A 23150-nucleotide genomic window follows, 5' to 3' on the forward strand; every position below is an offset into this window, starting at 1 on the left:
GACTCAGGCTACGCGAGCAGCCAGTTCAGCGATCTTGTCGGGGCGGAAGCCCGACCAGTGGTCGTCGTCGGTGATGACGACGGGAGCCTGGAGGTAGCCCAGCTCCTTGACGGCGGCGAGGGCCTTCTCGTCAACCGAGACGTCGAAGATCTCGAATTCGAGACCCTTGTTCTCGAGGGCGCGATAGGTTGCGGTGCACTGTACGCAGGAGGGCTTCGTGTAGACCGTAATTGCCATGGAATCGGCGCCTTTCTCATAAATCCGGTGACGGGAGTTCAACACTACATCTAGTTGTCAGCTTCTGAACAGACCCCTAGATGAAGTAGTTACACGCGTGTAATTATCCACAGGAATCGAAGAGTTTCCACATCTATTCAACAAGCATTGCGCACAGGTAATTCCGCGGAAACACGCCCGACTGAAGCCACCTGTGGATAACCTCGAGCTGCTCCTCTGAGGATAACTTTTGCCACTGACATTGCGACCGCTTGGGCGTGTCGCATTCGAGCCAACCGAGGCAGCACAGCTGCCACGGCGCTGGCGTCAGCTCTTGGCGCGACCGGCCAGACTCAGGGCGAACATGGCGAGCACAGCCGACAGCACGAAGCAGCCGGTGAATCCGAGTGACACGAAGATGGCCGCCGTCAGCGCGAGGGCGATCGCCGCCCCCGTCGAGTCCGAGATCGAGAGCGCCGAGGAGTTGAACCCCTGATTCGACGGCGTCGAGAGCCGCAGCATCGCCACCGACAGACGCGGATACATCGCCCCCATGCCCGCACCGGCGAAGAGCCAGCCGACAATGGCGATGGCCGGCGGCAGACCCCAGACCGAGCATCCGAGCACTGCCAGTACGGCGAGCAGCACCAACCCGATTCCGAGCCGGATGCTCGCCACGTCGCTGATGCGCTCCGAGTACTTGCCCTGCGCCCACGAGGCGCCAGCCCACGACACCCCCGCAACCGACAGGGCGAGCCCCGCAACGGCCGGCGTGAGCCCATACTGGCTCGTGAAGAAGTACGGCAGGTACGTCTCGGTGGCGAAGTAGGCGCCGGCGACAAGTCCGCGGAGAACGATGATCGTGGGGAGCCCGGCCGCAGCCCTGAGTGCCCCGGGCGGCAGCAGCGGCCGCAATGCCACGATCGCCACCACGACGGCCCCCACGGCGACGACCCACACCAGGGGCCCGCTCACCTGGCCTGCAAGGCTCGCTGCGAGCACGGCCGCGGCCGCCACAAGCGACCAGAGAATGCGTGAGACCTTCCACGGTTGGCCTGTGACGACGGTCGGGAACTGCCCCATCACGGGGACGACCATCGCGGCAGCCAGAACGACAAGCACGACGACGCCGAGAAAGACCCACCGCCAACCGACGGTCTGCGCAACGATGCCACCGATCAGCGGCCCGACGAGAGAAGGCACTACCCACGCCGCGGCGAAGGCGGCGAACACCTTCGGGTGCAATCGCGTCGGGAACACCCGGGCTACAAGCACGAAGAGCGCAACCGTCATCCCGCCTCCGCCCAAGCCAGAGATGAGGCGACCGATGACGAGTACCGGCATGGAGTACGCGAGACCGGCGATCACCAGCCCACCGCCGAAGCACGCAACCGAGGTGTAGAGCGCCCGCTTGGGGCCTGCTCGGTCAGACCAGTTGCCGGCCACCACCATGCCCACCACGCCGATTGCGAGCGGGCCGGAGAAGGCGAGGGCGTAGAGCGTGGCCCCGTCGAGCTCGGCACTGATCGTCGGCATCACCGTGGTCACGGCGAGCGCCTCGAACGCCGAGAGCAGGATGAGCGTGAGCATGCCGACGGTCACCCAGCGGAAGCGCCGCCCGAAGATTCCCTGCTCGGCTTCTTCGGTGTCGCGGGTCACACGTTCGAGCCTACGCGCTGGTTGAGTAGCCGGGCGAAGCACGGCGTCGAAACCCCATCGTGTGGGGGCTTCGATACGCGCTACGCGCTACTCAACCGGCGAAACACACTCGCGCTGGTTGAGTAGCCGGGCAAAGCCCGGCGTATCGAAACCCGGTCGCGTGGGGGCTTCGATACGCGACTGAGTCGCTGCTCAACCGACGGGTCTTCAGGCCGGGCCATCCACTGTGGCGAATGCCCGCACGGGGAACGTGCCGAAGCCGGCGACCTTCGGCGGCACCGCCGTGAAACGCGCGCCTCGGAACGGTAGCCCGCCGAGGTTCGTGAGGTGTTCGACGACATGGATGCCCGCATCCAGCAGCAGCGAATGTGCTGGCCGCGCTCCCGTACCCTCGGTGTTGTCGATGTTGAGCGAATCGATGCCGACGAGCGCGACGCCGCGCTCGACCAGCGCTCGGGCCCCGCCTTCGGTGAGGTACGGGGCGCCCAGGAGATACTCGGGCGTGGCGAAGTAGGCATCCCACCCCGTGCTGAGCAGCACAGCGGTGCCCCGCAGGTCTTCGGTGCCGAACGCATCGGCGGTGATGCCCCGGCCATCGAAGCCCGGCTCCGACTGGTCTTCGGGCGACGGGCCGGCGGTGGGGGTGCCAGCGACGCCCGGGAACTGGTACACGACAGCGGGCAGCTCCGCGAGGGTCTCGAGTGCGAGCGTCGACAGGTCTCCGCCACCCTCGTAGCGGTGGAACGGGCTGTCGAGGTACGTGCCGGTGTTGCCGATCATCCGGATGATGTCCATGCGGAATTCGGTGCCGGGAGCGTAGTGCGAACGCGAGTCTTCGCGGGTGAGGTGCGGCTCGAACGTCGGCACGGGCAGGCCCGGGTAGGTCACGAGCCCTTCGGTGATGGTGTGGCTGAGGTCGACGAACTGGCGTGACATGACTGGCTCTGCTTTCTCTGCGGGTGGCGGCCAGGGAGACCACGTGCGCCGCTCACGCAACACTAACAATGCACGGGCGGCTTCTCGGCGGGGTGGCAGGGCGGTGGGGCGTCGCACGCAGCGGCGTCGTCGTCAGTCCCTGCCTGTCGCCTCGTCGAGGCGGTAGGTGGGCCGCTTGGTCGCGAGGTCGAGGAACGCTGCGACCGCGGGACTGGGCCGGGGAGTGGCTCGCCGGGCGAGACTCAGTTCCCATTCGATGGGCTCTCCTGCGAGTGGCACGATCACCGTGCCTTCACGCGGCGAGGTGATCCCGTCGGGCAGCACGGCGATGCCGAGCCCGGCAGCGACAAATCCCTCAACGGCGCTGATCTCGCCGACCTCGGTGGTGACGCGGCGCACCAAACCCCGGGCTTCGAACGCCCGGTCGAGAATCACTCGGTTGCCGAACCCTCGAGGTGTATCGACGAAGAGTTCCTGCGACAGTCGTTCGAGGGTCACCGAGGGTTCTCCAGCGAGGGGATGCCCGAGCGGAACCACTGCGCTGAACCGCGTCCTCACAAGAGAGGTGAGCGTCAGCCCTCGAAGCTCAGAGGCTGGCAGCCCCATCAGCGCAACGTCGATCCGCCCGAACCGCACGTCGTCGGCGAGACCGGTGGAGCCTGCCGGCGATGCCGTGAGAGAGAGTTCGACCAGGGGGTGTTCCGCTCGGAACTCCGCCAGGAGGCGCGGAAAGTCGATGACTTCGAGATTGGTAAAGATGCCGACCCGCAATCGGCCCCGCAGCCCCGACCCCACGGCTCCGGCCGTCGTGCGCACGCGGGCGATGGCCTCGAGCGCGGCGCGAGCCTCAGGCACGAGCGACTCACCAACGGGGGTCAGCTCGACGTTTCTGGTCGATCTGACGAACAGCGTGCATCCGAGCTCGAGTTCAAGGGCCTTGATCCCTGCAGAGACGGTCGACTGCACCGCGAAAAGGGCCTGCGCTGCGCGGGTGAAGTTGAGTTCATCGGCGACGGCGAGAAAGTATTCGAGTTGACGCGATTCCATACTCCCTAGTGTGGCGATTGATCGGGTATTCACATAGCTGTAAGGCAAATCATTCGTTGGACACGATGAATTTCAAGGAGGATTCTGGTCGTATGAGCACAGGAACCCCATCGGGCGTCATCAGCACATCAAGCACAGCCAGCACACGCAGTTCAGCACGCAGCACTCAAGCGCCTCGCACCCGGCGGAGGCTCAGCCATTCCGTCGGATTCTGGGTCATCGCCTTCGCCTTCCTCACGGTGATGGCCTTCTCGACCGTGCCGACCCCGCTCTACTCGCTCTACCAGCAACGCGACGGCTTTGCGACGTTCCTGATCACCGTGATCTTCGCCGCCTACGCGATCGGCGTCATGTTGAGCCTGTACCTGGCCGGGCACGTCAGCGACTGGCTGGGTCGACGGCCTGTGATCCTGGTCGCTGTGCTGCTGCAGATCGTCGCGGCGGTGCTCTTCCTGTTCTGGTCAGACGTCGCAGGACTGATCGTCGCGCGGCTCATCAGTGGTCTCGGCGTCGGGGTTCTGACAGCCACAGCGACCGCACACCTCTCAGAGCTCCGCTCGGCGGCACGGGCCGATGGCACTCCGGGGTCGGCCCCGACCGTCGCCGGCATCGCGAACATCGGCGGCATCGGGCTCGGCGCACTGGTCTCGGGCGCCATCGCGCAGTTCGTCGCGACGCCTCTGGTCGTGCCCTACGTGGTCTTCCTGATCCTGTTGGTGATCGCCGCACTGGGTGTCGTGCTGGTGCCCGAGACGGTCGTGATCGCCGCGGAGCGGCCTGCCTACCGCCCCCAGCGCATCTCGCTTCCCGCGGAATCGCGGCCCGTTTTCTCTGCTGCTGCGGTGGCCGCCTTCGGTGCCTTCTCGATCTTCGGCCTCTTCACCTCCCTCGCTCCGGCTTTCGTCTCCGGAATCCTGAATGTTTCGGGCCACCTCACTGCCGGCGCCGTCGTCTTCTCGGTGTTCGCGTCTGCGGCAACAGCCCAGGTCGTGTTTGCCAGAGTCAGTGCGCGGCGACAGCTCATTCTCGCCGTCATTCTGATGGTCGCCGGCCTGGTGGTGCTCGCAGCAGGCGTACTGGCCCCCAGCTTCGCGCTGTTCGTTGTCGGTGGCATCATCGCCGGGGCCGGGGTGGGCATCCTCTTCCGCGGGGCCGTAGGCGTCGCCGCCCGGCTTGCACCGGCGGAACATCGCGGCGAGGTCCTCGCCGGATTGTTCCTCGTCGCCTACGCAGGCCTCGCCGTTCCTGTGCTCGGCATCGGAATAGCCGTGGCGTTCGCGCCGATGCAGCCCGTACTCGTGACCTTCGCCGGCATCATCGTGGTGCTCGTGCTCTGGTCGGGGCGACGGATGATCGTGAATTCCGTTCGCTGATCATCCGAACGCTGCCTTCCCAGCACCGACGATAATGGCTGCATGGTCATCAGACGCGGATACGACCGGCTCGTCAATCTGAGCGATGCCGTCATTGCGATCGCGGTGACGCTGCTCATCCTGCCACTCGCAGACTCGGCCGGCAATCTCGGCTCAGCGACGCCGGCGGAGTTCCTGCAGGAGAACTCGGAACAGCTGTTCCTGTTCGTGTTGAGCTTCGCGGTGATAGCGCGGTTCTGGCTGATCCATCACCAGCTCTACCGGTCGATCGATGGTTACACGATCCCGTTGGTGTGGCTGAACTTCCTGTGGCTGCTGACCATCGTGTTCCTGCCGTTCCCCACCGAGCTGCTCGGCCAGCGGAACGCAGCCACCAACCCGCTCACCTCCGGCCTCTACATCGGCACGATGCTGGTGACGAGCCTGTCGGGGTTGGCGCAGCAGGTGCTTATCTACCGCACACCAGAACTCCAGCTCGAGAGTGTGCGGGGCACCCTGAGCCTGGTCGGTGCCATCGTGCCGTCAATTGCGATGGTCATCGCGTTCGTGCTCGCCATCACCGTGCCGGGCGTCGGCGTCTGGGGCCTGCTGTTGCTCGTCCCCACGGGCGTCGTCGAGAACTGGATCACACGCCGCCGAGCGAAATCAGCCGGGCCCGACGGCACAGGGCCAGACGTCGACCCGTCAACCAACTGACGCCCCGAGCTCTGCCGGGCATCCGCCCCCCCTTCGCCAGGCCCAGCCAGTCGGAGTCCCGCATCGAACTGACGCGACACGCCCACTTTATGGATCGAGAGGGCGTGTCGCGTCAGTTCGATGCGGCGACGGGCGGGCGGCACGCCCCACGAAATGACGCGACACGCCCTCAGGATGAATCCCAAGGGGCGTGTCGCGTCAGGTCGGTTGGTCAGCTAGGGCTAGACGCCGGCGCTCTGCAGGTCGTCGATGAGGCGGTCGCCGGGAGCGGCGGGCACCATGGTGGCCTCGATGTCGGCGCGGCCGAGCAGCTCGTCCATGCGGCGACGACGTGACTTCGAGATGAGCGTCACGACCGTGCCCTGCTTGCCCGCGCGGCCCGTACGGCCCGAGCGGTGCAGGTAGGTCTTGTACTCGTCGGGGGCGTCGGCCTGAATGACCAGGTTGATGTCGTCGACATGGATGCCACGTGCCGCAACGTCGGTCGCAACGAGAACGTTGACCCGGCCGCTCGTGAGCAGCTGAAGGTTGCGCGTACGGCGGGCCTGGTTGAGGTCACCGTGCAACGACGTCGACGGAATGCCGGCACCGTCGAGCTGGTCGGCGAGTTCTTCTGCGAACGCACGGGTGCGGGCGAAGATCAGCGTCTTGCCTTCACCTGAAGCGAGCTGCTCGATGATCGCACGCTTGTCGCGCTGCTCGATGAGCAGCACGCGGTGGTCGATCGTCGAAGAGGCCTGGTCTTCACCGGCGACCTCATGCACGGCCGGCTCGACGAGGAACTCGTTGACGAGCTGGGCGACACCCTTGTCGAGGGTCGCGGAGAAGAGCAGCTTCTGGCTCTTCGGCGAGGTCAGGCGCAGGATGCGCTGCACGGGCTCGAGGAACCCGAGGTCGCACATGTGGTCGGCCTCGTCGAGAACGACGATCTTGACCTGCGAGAGGTCGAGGCGACCCTGCTCGACGAGGTCTTCGAGGCGGCCGGGGGTCGCGATGATGATGTCGGTTCCGCGCTGCAGGGCTGAGACCTGCTTGTACTGCGGCACACCACCGAAGATCGGAGTGGTGAACAGGCCGACCGAACGGGCGATCGGCTGCACGGTGCGGTCGATCTGCATCGCGAGCTCACGCGTCGGGGCGAGGATCAGGGCGCGAGGCAGGCGGCCGGGCTTGCGCCCCTTGGCTCCCTCGTTCTCCATGAGGCGCTCGACCAGCGGAGCGCCGAAGGCGATCGTCTTGCCGGAGCCGGTCTTTCCGCGACCGAGGACATCCTTGCCGGCGAGAACGTCGGGGATGGTTGCGGCCTGGATCGGGAAGGGACTCGGGGCACCCATTGCAGCGAGCTGGCGGGTGATGTTGTCACCCAGGCCGAGGTCGCCGAACGTCTTGTCGACGACGTCGGATGCGGTGGTCACTTCTGCTTCGAGACGCTCGAGGACAACATCATCCTGCGCACCGAACCGGGCTGCTGCTGCGGTGCCTGCACCGTCGCTGTAGCCGTTGTTCTCGCGCTTCGGGTAGAAGTCGCTGCCACGGCTGGCGCGGTCGGTGTTGGAGTCGCGGCGGTCGTCGAACGAACGCGCGGGGCGGTCGCTCGAGGTGCGAGCCGGGCGGTCAGCGTACGAGGGGCGCTCGGTGCGGGCCGGGCGATCGCCGTACGAAGGGCGCTCACTCGAAGTGCGCTCGGGGCGGTCACCGTAGGCGGGGCGCTCCGTGCGAGCGGGGCGATCGCCATAAGACGGGCGCTCGGTACGAGCGGGGCGGTCACCGTAGGACGGGCGCTCGGTGCGTGCTGCGCCACGATCGCCGTACGAGGGGCGATCGCTCGAGGTGCGCTCGGGGCGGTCACCGTAGGAGGGACGGCCGCTGGATGCTCCACGGTCACCGTAGGAGGGGCGACCCGTCGAAGCTCCACGGTCGGAGCTCGAGTTGCGGTCACCGTACGACGGGCGGTCGTTGCTGCGCGCCGGGCGGTCACCGTAGGAGGGACGCTCACTCGACGAGGAGGAACGGTCGCCATAGGAGGGGCGCTCGGAACGGCTAGCGCCGGAAGCGTTGCGGTCGCCGTAGGAGGGACGGCCGGTGGATGCTCCACGGTCACCGTAGGAGGGGCGACCGGTGGATGCTCCACGGTCGGAGCTCGAGTTGCGGTCACCGTAGGAGGGGCGACCCGTCGAAGCTCCGCGGTCACCGTAGGAGGGGCGACCCGTCGAAGCTCCGCGGTCGGAGCTCGAGTTGCGGTCGCCGTACGACGGGCGGTCATTGCTGCGAGCCGGGCGGTCACCGTAGGAGGGACGCTCGGTGCGGCCTGCGCCCGAAGCATTGCGGTCGCCGTACGAGGGACGACCGGTGGATGCGCCGCGGTCACCGTATGCCGGACGCTCCGAACGGGCGCCACGGTCGCTGTAGTTGCTTTCGCGAGTGGGGGTCGCTGCGCGCGGCTCCCAGTTGGGGCGCTCACCACGGTTGGTGGGAGCTGCTCCGCGTGTAGCGCGCTCGTCTGCGTTCCAGCGGGCCTTCTTCGGGGCCCCTGCTTCGGCAGGCTTGTAGCCTCTGTGGCCGGCGCTGCGTGCACCAGCGGATGAGCCGCCTGTGCCGGGGCTCTTGGAATACTTGTTGCCGCCGGTGGCGGGCTTCTTTGAGTAATCGGGCATGGTTCTTTCCGGGTTTTTTCATTTGCATGGCAAAGCGGTCAATACATTTGCGATTGACTTTTGCTGAACCCGGGCAGTCTTTGGCCGGGGCCGTTTCACATACGTGATTGTTCGAGCCTCCGCGTGCGTCCATTCACACGAAAACGAGAAACCGGCCCACCTGACTTACAAACCCATCCGCGCACGACGCGCGGTGTCAAGAGCCGACTTGCCTACGTTACACGAGACTGGGCAGAAGTGCACTAGTCCTGCACGAATTTCCTGTACAGATTTCCCGCACGGATTTTCCCGCACGGATTCTCCAGGAATGACTCAGGTCACGAGGCCCGGCTTCGGCAACCCAGCACGCGGCGAATGCGTGACGGCCGCCGGGGCGTCCCCGCCGTCGTCGATGTCTGTGCCCGCGCCCGTGTCGATGTCACCCCGCGCACCCGGGTTCGACCTCCGACCCCGGGCACCGACCAGCAACCAGCCCGTGCGAACGGGGCTGCGCCTTCTCGCGAGCGCGGCGCCGGCCAGCACCAGGCTGACCAGCAGCATCAGTGCGAGCACAACTACACTCGACCAGATCGGCCCAGCAGGGCCACCGGTCAGAATCCCCTGGATTCCTGAGACCGCGTAACTGAGCGGTGAGATCGTGCTGATGAACTGGAACGGCCCACTCAGAATCTGCACCGGGTAGACGCCGGCCGTCGAGGCGAACTGCACGGCGAACAGGATCAACGAGATGATCGCCCCGACCCGCCCGAATGCCGTCGTCAGCAACTGGTGGAACGCCGTGAACGCCAGCGCGACGAGAAGCGAGAACCCGAAGGTCGCCGGCAGCGACCCCCACCCCGCACCCAGACTGAGGTGCAGGTACGCCACCACGAGCACAACCTGTGCGACGGCCAGAGCGGATGCCCGGCCGAACATGCGCGACACGAGCCTCGCCGTCGACGCCGAACTTGCGAGCACAGCCGAACTCAGCGGCCGCAGGAAGAGGAACACCGCAAGTGCGCCCATCCAGAGCCCCGCCGGAATGATCAGAATGGCGATCACCGAGGCGATGCCACCACCGCCGTGCTGAACGCTCACGTTCACCGCGATCGGGTCGGCCGCGACGGCCGCAGCAGCGGCGGGGTCAGCGGCCGTGTTCTTGGCCAGCGCCTCTGCACCGCTCTGGAGCCCCGACTGCAGCTGGGTGGAGCCGGTGACGAGCTGCGCCGATCCTTCTGCAGACTGCTGCACGCCCGTGGCGAGCGACCCGAGCCCATCGGCCAGCGCCGACGTTCCCGAGCTCAACCCTGCCGAGCCGGCAGACAGCTTCGACGCCCCCGACGAGAGCTGGCCGATGCCGGATTGCAGGGCATCCAGACCCGACGTCGTCTTCTGCGAGAGTGTCGTGCCACCCGCTGAGGCCTGGCTGAGACCGCCGGCAAGACCCTGATAACCCAACAGGATCTTCTGCTTCTGCGCATCGGGCAGGGTCGACGTTGCGACAAGCGCCTGGATGCCCGGCTCGAGGCCGGCGGCCCCCGTCGAGAGGCTGCTCACCCCTTGGGTGTACGTCGCGACGCCATCCGAGAGCTGGGAGAGCCCGCCTGCGCTCGAATTCAGCGAGGAGATACCGCCGGCGAGCGAGTCGACACCGTCGGTGTAGGCCGTGACGCCCGAGCTGAGCGTGGCAGCACCTGTGGCCGAACTCGATGCGCCGGAGGCGAGCTGGTTTAGGCCGTCAGTCAGCTTCGACTGTCCACTCGCAATTGTGCCTGCGCCGTCGGCCGCGGTGGTGAGCTGGGTGCCGATCGTGCCGAAGCTGCTGAGCACGCCGCTCATCACCTGCGTGGTGATCGTCTGGCCGAAGCCCGCTTTGATCGCGGACGCGACCGTGCTCGCGACCACGCCGGCGAGATAGCCGTGCGAGTTGTCGGTGGCAATGTCGATGGAGCCCTGGACCGGGTTCGGGGTGCCCTGCGTGCTGATCCGCTGCGAGAAGTTCTCGGGGATGGTCAGCACGGCGAAGTAGGTGCCGTCGGCCAGGCCCTTTGCGGCGTCGGCCGAGTTCGTGACATTCCAGTCGAAGCCGGTCGACGAGGGGCCGGTGAGTTCGGTGACGAGCCCGCGGCCGGCGTAGACCGTCGACTGCGTGCCGTCGGCCGCCGTCGTGGTGATGAGCTTGTCATTGTTGACCACGGCGGCGGGAACCTTGCTCAGGTTGTCTGCCACGTTTGAGAACGCACTCGAGAACAGCCCGTTCGCCGCCAGCGGGATGGCGATCACGGCCAGGGCCGCGATCGCGAACCACCAGGCGCGCCTGCGGCGATACTGGCGAGCTGGTGACTGGTGCGTACCGACGGCGGGGGCTTTCGGCGTTCCGGTGGGTGACGAGTGCGACGTCATCGCAGGGATCCTTCCTGCTGGGCAGGTTGTAACAGGTGAAGAACAACGACGGGGCGCGCGTCGGCGCCGGCCGGGTCGGCGTGAGCTGGGTGTTCGGCGTGGTGCTCGAGAGCCGCACTCGCGGGTGAGGCCAGAGCGGTCGGCAGCCCGAGAACGAGCGTCTGCCCCTCTGGCACGAGCGCCGTGAGTGCGTCGAGGAACTCGCGGGCGTCGTCGATGGGTGACCCGGTGTCACCCGCGTCGACAACGAGAACTCCGGAGCCGTCAGCCAGGCCGAGCGAGGTGAGAACGAGGGATGACCCGAGCGGCGTCAGCTCGCCGAGGGCTGTGGAGCCACCGATCTGGCGCTCCGAACCGACGGCACGCAGGGCCCGGTTGATCGAGTCGATGCGGTCGTCGATCGCATCGACTGAGACGAATGGCCGGTACCAGGGTCTGGCGATGCTGAGCCTTTCGCGGAGTGCGGAACTCACTGTCGTCTCCGCGTCGGGCCGGGTCGATGAGAGGTCGACAAGGGAGACCCGACGACTGACGGCTCCTGCCTCGGAGGGCAGCGTGCGGGCCTGAACCTGCACGTCGCCAGAGAGCGGTTTGATTCGCCCGGCCAGAGTTGCACCGAAGAGCCGGCGTGAGGTCGTGTCGCCCAGCACGACGAGCGTGCTGCCGCGGGGCACAGAGACCGTGATCGGCCGCTCGACACCGTCGATGCGCAGGTTCTCCGCCGTGATGGCGTCGGCGGCATGCGGCGACGCCCACTCCCGGCTGGCGATGTGGTCGCGCAGGCCTTCGCCCTCGACATCCACGTTCGGCAACAGTCGCGCGAGGCCCTTCGGCAGCTTCCATGCCGAGTCACCGAGCAGGGTCATCACGGCAGGTACGAGAGTCATGCGCACCAGGAAGGCGTCGACGAAGACACCCACGGCGAGCGCGAGCGCGATCTGCTTGATCGCCCCGGTTCCTTCAGGAACGAAGGCGAAGAAGACGAAGAACATGATTAGAGCGGCAGCGGTCACGACGCGCGCGCCGTGCACAAATCCGACGCGAACGGATCGCCGGGCATCCCCCGTCTTCACGTACTCTTCGCGCATGCCGGAGACCAGGAACACCTGGTAGTCCATGGCGAGGCCGAACAGGATGGCCATCATGAGAATGGGTAAGAAGCTGAGCAGCGGGCCCGTGGTGTGCACGTTGAGGAGCTCGGCACCCCATCCCCACTGGAAGACGGCAACTGACACGCCGAAGCTCGCACCGACCGAGAGCAGGAACCCTGCTGCGGCGCTGAGAGGAACCGCGATCGAGCGGAAGACCATCGCCAGCAGAACGATCGAGAGACCGACGACGAGAATTCCGAACGGAAGCAGAGCCGCGGCGAGCAGGTTCGAGATGTCGATCGCGACCGCGGTCTGGCCGGTCACGGCTATGGAGACGTTCAGGTCTTTCTGCAGGGTGGAGTTCAGGTTGCGAATGTCTTGGACGACGACCTTCGTTTCGGGCGAGTCGGGGGCCTGGTCTGGAATCACCCGGAAGATCGCCGTATCGAGGGTGCTGTCAGGAATGCCCTGGCTGACGTAGACGACACCGTTCGCCGTTCTGAGCTCGTCGCCGATCTTGGTGAGCACGCCCTTGATGTCGGTCGACTGCGTGATGTCGGCGACGACGATGAGGGGGCCGTTGTAGCCCGAGCCGAAGCCCTCTGCAATCAGGTCGTATGCCTGGCGGTTCGTGGTGTCGGCGGCCTGCTGGCCGGAGTTCGGCAGGTTGAGGTCGAGGCTGAACGCGGGAATGGCGGCCACTCCGACGAGGCCCACGACGGCGATGATGAAGACGATCGGCGCCTTCATCACGATGCCGACCCAGCGGGCGCCCATCGACCGACCGACCGGCTTGGCACTGTTGCGTGTTGCCTTCGCATCACGCTTAGCCTGGCGACTGCCACTGCCACTGCCACTGCCTGATGCTGCTTCCGCGCCGGTCGACGCGAGCGCGGTGACGGGTGGTTTCGCTGCCGCTGCGCTGCCCTCGCTGTTTGTCTCGCGCCCAGAAGGACCGTCGTCTTCGTGCTCGAGCGCGGCGATCGCCCGGCGTTCGACCCTCGAGCCCTTCTTCGGCTTCAACCGGAGCTTAGCCATGCCCATGATGGCGGGGAGCAGGGTGGCCGCGATGCAGACGGAGAGAAACACGGCAACCGCAGCGGCAACACCCATCACACTGAGGAAGGGGATGCCCACAACAAGAAGGCCGAGCAAGGCGATGATGACCGTGGTTCCTGCGAAGACGACAGCGCTGCCCGCCGTCGCCACCGATTGCGCGGCCGATTCCTCGACCTCCATTCCCTGGGCGAGCTGTGTTCGATGGCGCGACAGGATGAACAGGGCGTAGTCGATGCCGACGGCAAGCCCGATCATCACCGCCAGCAGCGGCGCTGTGCTCGAGACCGTGGCGAATGCTGACACGGCGATGACAGCGCCGACGGAGATTCCCACGCCGAGAAGCGCTGACAGGAGCGGGAGGCCAGCGGCGAGAAGTGAACCAAAGGTGAAGAACAGCACGATCGCTGCGAAGAGCACCCCGAGTCCTTCCGAGGGGCTGACAGCGGCGCCTGTCTGTTGGAAGATGTCGCCGCCGAACTCCACCCGCACCCCGGCGTCGCTCGCGAGGCTCCGCGTCGCGATGACCTCGTTGACCGTGGCATCGGAGATCGACGAGGTGGGCCCGTCGAACTGCACCGTGGCGTAGGCGATCGTCTTGTCAGGGGCGATGGCGTTCGCCGCGTATTCGGAATACGGCGTGATCACCGAGGTGACGTGCGGGATCGTGGCGATCGCATCCGTGACCGCGGTGATCGCCGTCTGGTCTGCCGCGTCGGTGACACTCTGGCCCTCTGGTACCTGGAAGACGACCTGAGCGCTTGCACCCGCAGCTGCGGGAAAGACTGCCGCGAGCTTGTCGATCGTCTGCTGGGACTCGGTGCCGGGAATCGTGAACGTCTCCGAGGTGGAACCGCCGAGCGCGATGCCACCGCCGAGCACGGCCGCGAGGATGAGGAACCACCCGACGACGATCTGCCACGAGTGCCTGTACGAAAAACGCCCGATGGCGTAGAGAAGCGTTGCCATTGCTGTGGCTCCTAGGTGAGGGAAAGGTCGCTTGCGAGAGGGACAAGCAATTCAGAGACCACGGCGATGAGGGCTTCTCTGACCTCGTCGAGCGGTTCGAGCGAGACAGCGTCGCGCTCGGATGCGGAAGTAGCGAGAACGTAGGCGGCACCCGCCAGGGCGACGCCGAGCCTCACTCGCTGGGCAGTGGTGGGGAGTTCCGACATGAACGCGTCGCTGAGGCGCGTGATGTAACGACGAGCATCATCCACGACAGGGATGCCCGCGAGCGACTGGCCCTGGTTGATGATGATGTGCGCCTCGAACCGGTACTCGAGGAGATAGTCGATGAATTCTTCGACGAAGGCCTGGCGTTGCTGCTCATCGGCGATTCTGCCCAGTGAGCTCTCGAGCAGAATACCAATCTTCTCGACCGCCGGTTTCAGTACGGCTTCGAGCAGAGCTTCCTTGGAGGCGAAGTGATACAGCACGCTCGACTTCGCGTAGCCTGCCGCATCGGCGATCTGCTGGAGCGACGCTCCGGAGTAACTCGTCTCCACAAACAGACGGAGCGCGACCGCGCGCAACTCCTCGGCAGGATCGCCTCGGTGGGTCGGGGAATTGGTCACCCGACAACGCTAGCTGACCGCTCGGTCAGCTTCTGCACGATCGGTCAGAAAGACGGCTTCTTCCCAGCATTCTCGGGGCTCGCTAGCCTGTCGGCGGTGGAGAGACCGGCGCTGGAGACGCCGGTGTCGGCGGCGGGCTCGGCTTCGGGGTGACGATCAGCCGGCCATTGCTGGTGAAGATGCTCACGTTCGACCCACGAGTGACCCCGGAACCGGAGGGTGGGTCGGATCTCACCACCTGGCCCACCGGCTTGTCGGAATCGACCTGGCCTCCGTCGACCGTTTCGAAGCCAGCGTCACTGAGCCTGCGGCTCGCATCGTCGGGCGACAGCCCAGAGACCTCCGGCACGATCGAGGTGGCACCGTAGGTGAGATTCCGCGACGGGGCTGGGAAGGGATCCCCTCCGTAACTGTCGGCCAGGTCTCCGTAGAACTGCCTCCACATCAACAACCGCGAGATTCCGCTGCCGACAGGCCCGCTCCCCGGGCCGTCGATCGTCGAGCGCCTGATCGAGACGTGGCCATCGATGTTGCCGGTCCAGGCCGACGTCACCAGGTTCGATGTGCCGCCCACGAGCCAGACGTGCTCCTCATTCGTGGCCGTTCCGGTCTTGCCGAAGTGCGGAGTGCCGTCACCCGGGTCGGCGCGGGTCGCCGTGCCATTGTCGATGACACCCTTCATTGCGTACGTCGCAGCGACGGCGACGTTGGCGTCGATGACCTGGGAACAGATGGACTGCGGAACCTCGACCGGTGCACCCGCCGAATCGGTGATGCTCGCTATGGCGACGGGATTGCAGTAGACCCCCTTGTTGACGACGCCGGCGTAGGCCGCAGCCATGGTGAGCGGAGCGATCTCATTGGAGCCCAGAACGTCGGCGATGTTCATGCCGAGTTCGGCCCCGTCTGCCCGGTGCACACCAAGCGCTTTGGCGATCTTCTGCGTCTCGCACTGGTCGAGTTGCTGGGCCATCGCGATGAAGGCGTTGTTCACCGATTCTTCGAACTGGGTCAAGACGCTCGCACGCCCGCCGGCCTCGCCCGCGTCGTTCCCGACTTTGTAGGTGCCGCCTCCGTACCCTCCCGTGCACGAGTTCGTGAACTTCGACAACGGAAAGTTCTGGTTGTTCGCCCCATTGACGATGTCACCGAGCGAATGGCCCGACTGCAGCCAGTTGATCAGGGTGAACAGCTTGTAGGTCGAACCCACGGGGAAGCCTGTGGAACCGCCGAAATCGACGTCGGTTGCGAAGTTGATCGACGTCGAATCGGGGCCGGCATCGGGTACCTCGCTGAAGTTCTTGTTCTGCGCCATCGACGTGATCCGCCCGGTTCCGGGCTCGACGGTGACGAGAGAACTGCCGAGATCGAGGCTGTTGCCGCTGTAGGGAATGAAGTACTTGGTCGTCGCATCAGCCTGTCTCTGCAGGGCCAGGTCGAGTGTCGTGTAGATCTTGTACCCGCCGGTCTTCAGCTTGTGTGCCCTCGCTTCGGGTGAATCTCCGAAGACCTTGTCTTGTTCGATGATCTTCTTCACGTAGTCGCAGAAGAAGCCGGCGCCGTCTGCCGCGGTCTGGCATCCGGTCGAGGGAGGGGTGATGTGCGTCTCGATCGGCGTTGCGGCGGCATCATCGAACTGCTGCTGGGTGATGGTGTGCGCCTTCAGCATCGACGGCAGCACATCTCTGTCTCGCCTCAGCCTGTTGTTCTCGGTGTGCTCTGCGTCGACGTCGAGCCGGAGGTCTTCGGGTTCGTTGACGATTGCGACCAGGCTGGCAGCCTGCGCCACGCTCAGGGCTCCCGCACCAACACCGAAGTAGTACATCGAAGCCGCCTGGATCCCGTAGATACGACCACCGAACAGCGCAATGTTCAGGTAACCGAGCAGAATGTCGTCTTTCGAGTACGTCTTCTCCAGGCCGATGGCGAGCTTCGCCTCCCTCAGCTTGCGGTTCGGAGTCTGGGCGGTCGCCTCGTCATAGGCCTTCTGCCGCTCGACGGGGTCTGTGATCGCCTCTGCACGCTGGGTCAGGATGTTCTTGACGTACTGCTGAGAGATGGTGGATGCCCCGCTCGAGATGCCCTTCTTGAAGAAGTTGCCCAGCAGCGCCCGTGTCGTCGACTGCAGGTCGAGCGCACCGTGCTCGTAGAACCGTGGGTCTTCTGTGGAGACGACGGCGTCTTTGACGTTCTGCGAGATGTCGTTCCAGCCCACCACCTGGCGGTTCTGCTCGAAGAACGAGGCGAGCAGTACGTCGGAGCCGTCGCTGTTCTTGGCGTAGATGCTCGACGTCTGCGAGAGCGCATCGGGCTTGATGTAGTCGGGCAGGTTCTCGAAGACCGAGATCGTCGCGTTGGCCCCCTGGCCTGCCACGGCGATCACGGGTGCCACCATCGAGGTCACCAACACGCCCGCCACCACGCTGAAGAACACGACGCCGAGCATCGCGCGGATGCCCGCAGCGACTCTGTGAGAATTCATCAGGTAATTCTAACTCAATAGATGATGTTTTTTCACTACTGGAGTTGTTCGAAATGATATTGCCGGGTCAGCAGAACGAGTAGAAAGAAGGTTGCTCCCGACGCAGCGACCTTCTGTTCAGACGCCGCGGAAAGGTCGCCCACGTCGCTGATTGTCACAGTGGTTGTCACTTTCGACGTCATGGGTATGTTCTCGATGACTACTGGATCTGTGAAGTGAGTCACATCGCCCAGAATGGCGAGATTGACGTTTGGCGACATCCGATCGCCGATGCCAATCGGCTTGCCGCCGATCAGATCAGGGATATCTGTCTGGTCTTCGAACAATTCGTCCGTGGCAAGGTGCCTCTCGGCCATGAACGCATCGCCCACCAATGCAGCAGCGCCAGAATCGGATCTACCCTGAAGCACATAGAGCCGGGCCATTGTGAACTGGCAAAATGTCTGCACGGTCGGTCCGCGCACAAAACTCAGCTGATTCTGCTGCCCTGACGTGTCGCAGCGATCGATCGCTCGAGAATCGACCGGAATCAATGGTGATGCATCCGAAACAGCGAGCAGACCAGTCACTTGCGTAGTCACAGCCAGGCGCTGACTCTCGAATTCGTTCGAATGATAGTCGGGAGTCAGATTCCCCTGCTGCGCCTGGCAGGCGGTCAGTGCAAGCAGTATGACGACGGTTGTGCCGATGAGTCGTCGAGGCCTGGCGACACGTCCTCGCCCAGGTCTCGCATTTCCACGTCGCTGGCGTGGCATCTAATCCGGATACTTTCCTGAGAGCGCTGCGTTCATCGAGTCCGCGTAATACCCCTGTCCCCGCACGTTCGGGTGCACAGCCTGTTGCGACGGCAACACCAAGGAGCCATCCGGGCCGGGGAAGGGAATCGTGAACAGGGAGTTGTCACCGGGTGTCGCCTCGTTGAGCAGGGCATTGATCGCGCTCGGTTCTGGCGTGGAATTCAGTTCGCTGCACAGCTCGTGGTTCGAGAAGGTCGCAACGGGGTTTCCGTAGATGACAACCTCTCGCCCGGCCGTTGAGTTGAAATGGTCCTTGGCGGCGATGATCGTACTGTTGAGACGATCAGACATGGCGTTGAGCCAGGCTCGCTGCGTTGACGCCACGGTCAGGCAGGCGGACTGGGTTTCGAACAGCTTGGGATAGCCCTGCAGCAGGATCTGGGCGTTGGGGGCCTTCAGCGAGATCTGCTTGAGGACCATCGAGATCGAGTCGGCGACCGGCCCAACGATGAGTTGATTCTCCCGCTCGGGCAACTTGACCGTGTCTCCCAGTCCCGTGAGCACACTGAGCGAACAGTTCGCATAGACCACACAGGCCTTGATCACCTCTGCGAATCGGGTGTCGTTGCCTCCGATCGTGAGCGTCACGAGCGTGGTGTTCTCATCGAGGAAGCCGCGATCGATCTGTGAATCCTCGCGAAACTTTCCGAAGCGGCCGTCGTGCATGAAGCCGTTCTTCGGGCGATCCGCCTTCGGAACACTGAAATAGGGCAGGATGTTTTCTGTCTGGGCGCCCGAGCAGGCCAGGAACTGGAAGTCCAGCGAGCTGGCGTACGCGTCCGCCCTGGCCCCGATCGACTGCGGGCTGGTCGACACGATTGCCTTTCGCACCCAGGCCTCCGACGAACGGTGGCAGGCGTTCCGGTCCCGGTTGAACCTCAGGTCGTCATTGTCATAGGCGTTGTTGTAGTGGTCGGTGCCGTAGTCGGCGACCGTGGCACCGTCGTGGTCGGTCTCTCGGTAGTACTTCGAGCCGTGATTGTCTGAGGCGCCCTCGCCCGAGGAATACGAATCGCCCATCGCCACGATGAAGTCCGCGGGCTTCGCGGCCAGCGGCTGGAACGCCACCGCGTCCCACGCGACGTCGTCGTAACCGTCGCCGTCGTGGGTGATGTTCGACAGACTCACGCGCGGAGTGCCCTCGATGTCGAAGACACCGAGGCTGATCCACGAATTGTGGAAGGTTCGCTGCGATATCGATCGCGTCTTGACGGTGCCGTCACCGAGATCGATCGTGTACTGGGCCTGCTGCGTCCACGCGCCATGGTCGGGCAGGTGTACGAGAATGCGGGTCCATTGGTGAAGTGCTTTGCCGAGCATCCAGGTGCCCGTCACGGCAAGCGACCCGCCGCCGTCTGAACCGTTGTCGTGGTTGCGGGTGTGGGCGAAGGAGAAGTGCCCGTTGAACCCCGCGCCGAGTTGGTGGAAGTCAACCTTCGACGGGTAGGTCGAGCCGCGTGAACCGAAGTCCAGGGCAAAGCTGCCACTCGATGTCTTCGGTGTGCATGCGGCCCGAAGCGGGGAGGTACCGCTCGGCACCGGGTCAGCGGCAGGCTGCGTTCCGTCGGCTACATCGTCGACGATCAGAATGCCGCCGCCCGGTGGCAGACCACGGGAGAAGGGGTCGCTGGGATCGGTCGCAGCCGTCGAGCAGTTCGGAGGGAAGCTCGTCGCATCGGCCTGGTAGGCCCACCCGGGGTCGAAACGCAGAGTCTCATTGCCGCAGTCCAGGTCACAATCCGTCTTCCACGTGACGGCCGCGTGGAACCAGCACTGGAGGTCATACTGCCCTGCACCGTTCTTGTGCAGGCACGGGCCAGGCTTGTCTCCCGAAACCCCCGGCGCAGTGGGCGTGACCGACTTGGTCTTGTCACAGTTGTTCGAGGCGGTGCAGAAGAGGTCCAGCGGCGGCCTGACCGCGGTGCGGTTGCCCGTCGTCGTCCACCAGGCGGGGCGGAACGCCGAAACGTATTTGGCCGTGCCACCCTCGACGCTCTCGAGCAGATCGTACGAATTCGCCGCGAACCCCATCACCTTCTCGGGATACGGCCAGTCCTGTGGATGTGCGGCATCAGCCGCATGACCGTCGAGGAACGAGGCCCTGTTGGTCTTGAAGTCGGGGTTGATCGGGTTGTTGCTCCAGCCGACACCCCACGGTGCACCGGCAACTCCCTTGTCGTGGAGGCCGGTGTTGTAGGCCCACACGGCGAAGAACCAGTTCTCGAGATACTGCGGGTCACCATCATTGACCGTAAGCCCCGCAGCACGAGTCTGGTTCCACTTCGCTTCGAGTATCTGCAGGCCCGCAGCGACGTTGGCCGCGAAGTCGAGCGCGACCGCCCTCTGCTTGAGCACCGACATCTGCCCCACCCGCATGTTGTCAGTCACCTGCGCGACCCCGTACCCGCAGTCGGCCTTGCCGAAGTCGACTGCCCAGCCGGTGTCGGCACTCGACGTGTTGATGCCATAGAAATTGCCGACCAACGGGTTCCCGGTCACGCCGGGGGTGGTGTACCGCGAGGCCTGGCTGAGGTTCGACTCCTGCGCGAGGATGCCCAGCATCACCTGCGTCGGAACACGCCCACCCCCGGCGAGCGCCACCGGCGGGAAGAGCCCCTGCGGCGTGTATGCCGTACCCACATTCAGATAGTTGGCCGGCCGGGCAACGTCGAGCTTGCCCACGACGGCCTGGTTCACGGCCCACTCCACCTGCCGCGGCTTCGGCTGCAGTGCCTGGCTGCCGGGATCGTTCCTGGCGACAGCGCACGTTCGCTCGGATTCCACCGGGTCTGTCGCCGACCCGAGCGCCTCCGTATCGACCGTGGGCTTCGCCCACACCGCCGGGTCAGCACCAGCCGGACCCGTCACGAAATCGAGCTTCGCCCCGGTCACGAGCTGCTGGGCGTGAATCGACACCGCCGAAGCGGGCATCGTCGGGTCGGCCCCATCGATGGACTGCGCGAACGGCAGCGTCTCGGTGACGGCCAGCTCAGCTGAACTCGAGATGCGCGAATCCACAGGCACCTGAGCCTGCTTGACCCCGGCCGGGAGCTTCGTGGACACCTTCGGCGACAACCCGGTGATGAACACCCCACCCGAACCGGCGGTCGAGATGCCCAGGTCGGTTAGCGTACCACTCGCCAGCGGACGCTTCGCCGCGTGACTGGCCGAGACATCGCTGACGGCCCACGCCGAAGCGGTCTCGCCACCGTGGTCGAGGTATGCCACGCCGCCGCTCGGCGTCGCGACGATGTCGTACGGCACCCCGTCTGTCGCCGCCAGCGTCTCGACATTCCCGTCGCGGGCGATCGAGACGAGCTCGCCGGCCACGCCCGCGACGATGGAGTCGCCCACGGGGATGGCAGTCGTCACGTGGGTCGCGACATCCACCATCGCCTCTGGAGCGCCCGCGGCTGTGTCGATGACGCGCAACTTCGAGGAGCCATCGCTCTCGAACTGCGACAGGATGACCGAGCTGCCGTCACCGCAGCCCGGGTTGAAGTACGCGAGGGAGTAGCCCTGCCCTAGATTGGCTACCTGCCCGGTGGTCATGTCGACGATCGCCCCGAATGCACCGCGCGAGAACAACTGCTCGTCGTTGGTGGCGCTGCGCGGCGCGTACACGACCGCCGCGTGGCTGTGGTCGGCCGTCAGGCACATGTTGCCGACCCACCGATCGGTCTCGATGCCCGGCACAGCAAGCGTGACGACCGGATGCCACGCATAGCCTTCGTTCGCAGCGGCGGCGTAGACCGTGAACCCCGTGACATCGCCGACCGCGGCGGTCGCCACGTCGTCGCTCGTCGCCCACCCGTCGCCAAGCGTCTCAGCCCGCAGCCCTTGCGGCACGTCGAACGACGTGTTCGGGTCGGGCGAAGGAGCAGCATCGTCGGACACCCCTGAGGCAGGATCGCCAACTGCTGGTGCCTCGCCCTGAGGCACTGCACCAGCAGCCTGCGCAATCGAGGCGCCCGAGAGCACAAGGGACACAACGCATAGCCCGACAAGCCCTCGCAGTAGTTTCACGACACCTCCCCGGCACCGTCGCCGTGCTTCGGCCAGGTGCTTCCACCACCTTATACTGAGTCATGCTCATTAATTGCGGTCTCGACGAAAGGCAAGAGAAATGAAGATCACGTCAACGGCGGCATCCACGGTCTGCGCGGGAGTTCTGCTGGGAGTGTTGGTCGTCGGGCTGACAGCAGCGTCAGCCCAGGCGGCCCAGACAGGAATCGGTGGCACCCAGTATTCGAACGTGCTCGTCTATGGCGACATCCAGCGCTATCACCCGGCCGGCACATCCACGTTCAGGCTTGACGGTTACCCGCTGTGCCTTGGCGGCGAGATCAGGCTGGGGCTCTTTCACTCTGTCGCACAGGGTCAGGTCACCAGCACACTAGCGAGTCGGCTGGGCGTCACCAAGAATTTCACAAACCTCAACGGGAGTACCTCAATCGCATCCGGTTACTACGGGGTTGACTCGCGAATGGTAGGCGGGTGCGCGGGCAAGAACTCCTGGTCCGGCCTGTTCTCGTACTAGTTCCACACAATTCACTGAGGGAGATCGAACAATGAAGAACAGAACCCAGGTCGGTGCCGTTACGGGTGGAGTCATTGCATTGGCTATGGCCTCCGCGTGGCTCTCAACTGCCGCACAAGCCGGCCAAGTGGGAACGCAACCCGATCTGGTCACAAGCCAGAGCGAGTTCGACGCCGAATACGCTGCCGCTCTTGACCGCTTGCCATTCGCGTTTCCATCGTCAGAAACAGGTTCCGACCCGTCGAAGGCCCCCGACTTGGGCGAAGCGTTCGCCGAGCCCGGCGTTGCGGAGAACGAGGCGAATCTGAGTTGGCTCTGCTCATGGGAAGGCGAGTACCTGATGGCCCAACAGTCCGGCGAGAAAGCCCGATCAGAAGTTGCGCTCTCTATGATCGGTCAGTGGCCCACACTCCCCTGGGTCGCAGATCACTTCCTCGATCCGGATCACGGCTGGAACCACGATGTTCTCGATCCAGCACGTGCGGGCGACTCGGCGGGTATCGCGCGAGATTTTCACAATTGCCGGTGAATATTGTCGGCCGTCGTTTCTCTCGATCAGCTGCGATCCTGGTCGTGGCCAGTGGCCTGCTGTTCCTAGCCAGCTGCACCTTCGAAAGCGCTTCGAGCCCGGCACTAAATCAGCG

At 65.0% G+C, this 23150-nt stretch carries 15 protein-coding genes; 4 read left to right on the forward strand and 11 right to left on the reverse strand.

The features are described 5' to 3' along the window. Positions 1–3: 3 nt before the first annotated feature. From nrdH to JOE66_RS15715, 4 genes are all read right to left on the reverse strand, one after another. Positions 4–237, reverse strand: coding sequence for a glutaredoxin-like protein NrdH (gene nrdH, locus JOE66_RS15700; protein WP_188672494.1), 234 nt, complete (start codon positions 235–237; stop codon positions 4–6). 306 nt (positions 238–543) lie between these two features. Continuing rightward, complete coding sequence (locus JOE66_RS15705; protein WP_307827240.1) at positions 544–1875, reverse strand: MFS transporter; 1332 nt, start codon at positions 1873–1875, stop codon at positions 544–546. Positions 1876–2082: 207 nt separating this feature from the next. Then, positions 2083–2811, reverse strand: a complete 729-nt coding sequence (locus JOE66_RS15710) for a cyclase family protein (RefSeq protein WP_205111031.1) — start codon at positions 2809–2811, stop codon at positions 2083–2085. 132 nt (positions 2812–2943) lie between these two features. Next, positions 2944–3858: a LysR family transcriptional regulator gene (locus JOE66_RS15715; protein WP_205111033.1), complete on the reverse strand. Its 915-nt coding sequence runs from the start codon at positions 3856–3858 to the stop codon at positions 2944–2946. A gap of 92 nt (positions 3859–3950) precedes the next feature. On the opposite strand from JOE66_RS15715, the gene JOE66_RS15720 reads away from it, so the two are divergent. Together JOE66_RS15720 and JOE66_RS15725 are read left to right on the forward strand one after the other, a co-directional pair. Beyond that, the gene (locus tag JOE66_RS15720; RefSeq protein ID WP_205111034.1) at positions 3951–5231 is read left to right on the forward strand and encodes an MFS transporter; all 1281 of its coding nucleotides are present in this window, start codon (positions 3951–3953) and stop codon (positions 5229–5231) included. A gap of 42 nt (positions 5232–5273) precedes the next feature. Continuing rightward, positions 5274–5927: a TMEM175 family protein gene (locus JOE66_RS15725; protein WP_205111035.1), complete on the forward strand. Its 654-nt coding sequence runs from the start codon at positions 5274–5276 to the stop codon at positions 5925–5927. A gap of 221 nt (positions 5928–6148) precedes the next feature. Here JOE66_RS15725 and JOE66_RS15730 read toward each other — a convergent pair whose 3' ends face one another. From JOE66_RS15730 to JOE66_RS15760, 7 genes are all read right to left on the reverse strand, one after another. Then, positions 6149–8581 carry a DEAD/DEAH box helicase gene (locus JOE66_RS15730; protein WP_205111036.1) on the reverse strand — a complete coding sequence of 811 codons (2433 nt, stop codon included), beginning with the start codon at positions 8579–8581 and terminating at the stop codon, positions 6149–6151. 312 nt (positions 8582–8893) lie between these two features. Further along, a complete protein-coding gene (locus JOE66_RS15735; protein WP_205111037.1) occupies positions 8894–10963 on the reverse strand; it encodes a YhgE/Pip family protein in 2070 nt (689 codons plus the stop codon). Further along, entirely contained in the window at positions 10960–14079 is a 3120-nt protein-coding gene (locus tag JOE66_RS15740; RefSeq protein WP_205111038.1) for an MMPL family transporter, read from the reverse strand. Before JOE66_RS15740 ends, JOE66_RS15735 begins: the two co-directional genes overlap by 4 nt. 11 nt (positions 14080–14090) lie before the next feature. Continuing rightward, entirely contained in the window at positions 14091–14687 is a 597-nt protein-coding gene (locus tag JOE66_RS15745; RefSeq protein ID WP_205111039.1) for a TetR/AcrR family transcriptional regulator, read from the reverse strand. A gap of 82 nt (positions 14688–14769) precedes the next feature. Continuing rightward, a complete protein-coding gene (locus JOE66_RS15750; protein ID WP_205111040.1) occupies positions 14770–17169 on the reverse strand; it encodes a transglycosylase domain-containing protein in 2400 nt (799 codons plus the stop codon). 35 nt (positions 17170–17204) lie between these two features. Beyond that, complete coding sequence (locus tag JOE66_RS15755) at positions 17205–17738, reverse strand: hypothetical protein (protein ID WP_205111042.1); 534 nt, start codon at positions 17736–17738, stop codon at positions 17205–17207. A 186-nt stretch (positions 17739–17924) separates the two neighbouring features. Continuing rightward, the gene (locus JOE66_RS15760) at positions 17925–21992 is read right to left on the reverse strand and encodes an SGNH/GDSL hydrolase family protein (RefSeq protein ID WP_205111044.1); all 4068 of its coding nucleotides are present in this window, start codon (positions 21990–21992) and stop codon (positions 17925–17927) included. Positions 21993–22092: 100 nt separating this feature from the next. Here JOE66_RS15760 and JOE66_RS15765 point away from each other — a divergent pair, with 100 nt between their 5' ends. Together JOE66_RS15765 and JOE66_RS15770 are read left to right on the forward strand one after the other, a co-directional pair. Next, positions 22093–22506, forward strand: coding sequence for a hypothetical protein (locus JOE66_RS15765; RefSeq protein ID WP_205111046.1), 414 nt, complete (start codon positions 22093–22095; stop codon positions 22504–22506). Positions 22507–22537: 31 nt separating this feature from the next. Next, positions 22538–23035, forward strand: coding sequence for a hypothetical protein (locus JOE66_RS15770; protein ID WP_205111048.1), 498 nt, complete (start codon positions 22538–22540; stop codon positions 23033–23035). Positions 23036–23150: the final 115 nt, after the last annotated feature.

The sequence above is a fragment of the Subtercola frigoramans genome, assembly GCF_016907385.1.
In the GTDB taxonomy this organism is placed as follows: Bacteria; Actinomycetota; Actinomycetes; order Actinomycetales; family Microbacteriaceae; genus Subtercola; species Subtercola frigoramans.